Origin of the sequence: Microbacterium sp. HMWF026, from assembly GCF_003061325.1 — a bacterium.
GTDB lineage: Bacteria > Actinomycetota > Actinomycetes > Actinomycetales > Microbacteriaceae > Microbacterium > Microbacterium testaceum_E.
The window spans coordinates 1-568 of record NZ_QAJB01000399.1; the positions used below are offsets into that span (position 1 = coordinate 1).

Genomic DNA, 568 nt, shown 5'->3' on the forward strand with positions numbered 1-568 from the left:
GACATGTTCTGCCTGAACGACGGCAGCGTGCCCGAGATCCCCGAAGAAGTGCGAGTCCCCGCCCTGCGCGCGTGCCTCGAGCGCTACTTCCCGATCGCCGCCCCGTGGGAGAAGACCGGGGTCAGCGCAGGATCGGCAGCGGCGTCGTCGGCGGCGACACCGGTCCACTGAAGGCTCGGGATGCCGGCACGACGATGCCGGCATCCCGCAACCGTCGCTGGGACTCCTCGGCGTCGACGTACTGCAGGGCGTCGCTCACCGCGAGCGGCACGACCGAGTGCACGACGGTCTCGTCGTAGACGTGGACGATGTTGAAGCCCTGCGCGGCGTCCTGGGGGCGCGTTCCACCGACGGGGACCATGAGGTCCTGCGTGTAGCAGGTGGCCGAGGCCACCGATACGGGGATGCCGGCGAAGGTGGCGAACGTCGAGTAGTGCAGGTGACCGGCCAGGATCGCGCGCACGTCGCTGCCGCGCAGCACCGTCGCGAGGCTGCGCTGGTCGCGCAGTTCGACCGAGGCCGCCAGATCGAGGACGCTCGGCACCGGCGGGTGGTGCATGGCCAGGAT

Annotated in this window: 1 protein-coding gene and 1 pseudogene; one reads left to right on the top strand and one right to left on the bottom strand. The window is 70.4% G+C overall.

The annotated features are described in order from the left end of the window. Positions 1 to 3: 3 nt before the first annotated feature. A complete protein-coding gene (locus tag DBR36_RS14815) occupies positions 4 to 171 on the top strand; it encodes a hypothetical protein (RefSeq protein ID WP_375136086.1) in 168 nt (55 codons plus the stop codon). Here DBR36_RS14815 and DBR36_RS18570 read toward each other — a convergent pair. After that, positions 122 to 568 (bottom strand): annotated as a pseudogene (locus tag DBR36_RS18570) (phosphodiesterase); the annotation flags it as partial. The gene DBR36_RS14815 and the pseudogene DBR36_RS18570 overlap by 50 nt on opposite strands.

Excerpts from the sequence above, each read along its gene's own strand:
- DBR36_RS14815 (WP_375136086.1), top strand. The coding sequence starts at position 4 with ATGTTCTGCCTGAACGACGGCAGCGTGCCCGAGATCCCCGAAGAAGTG.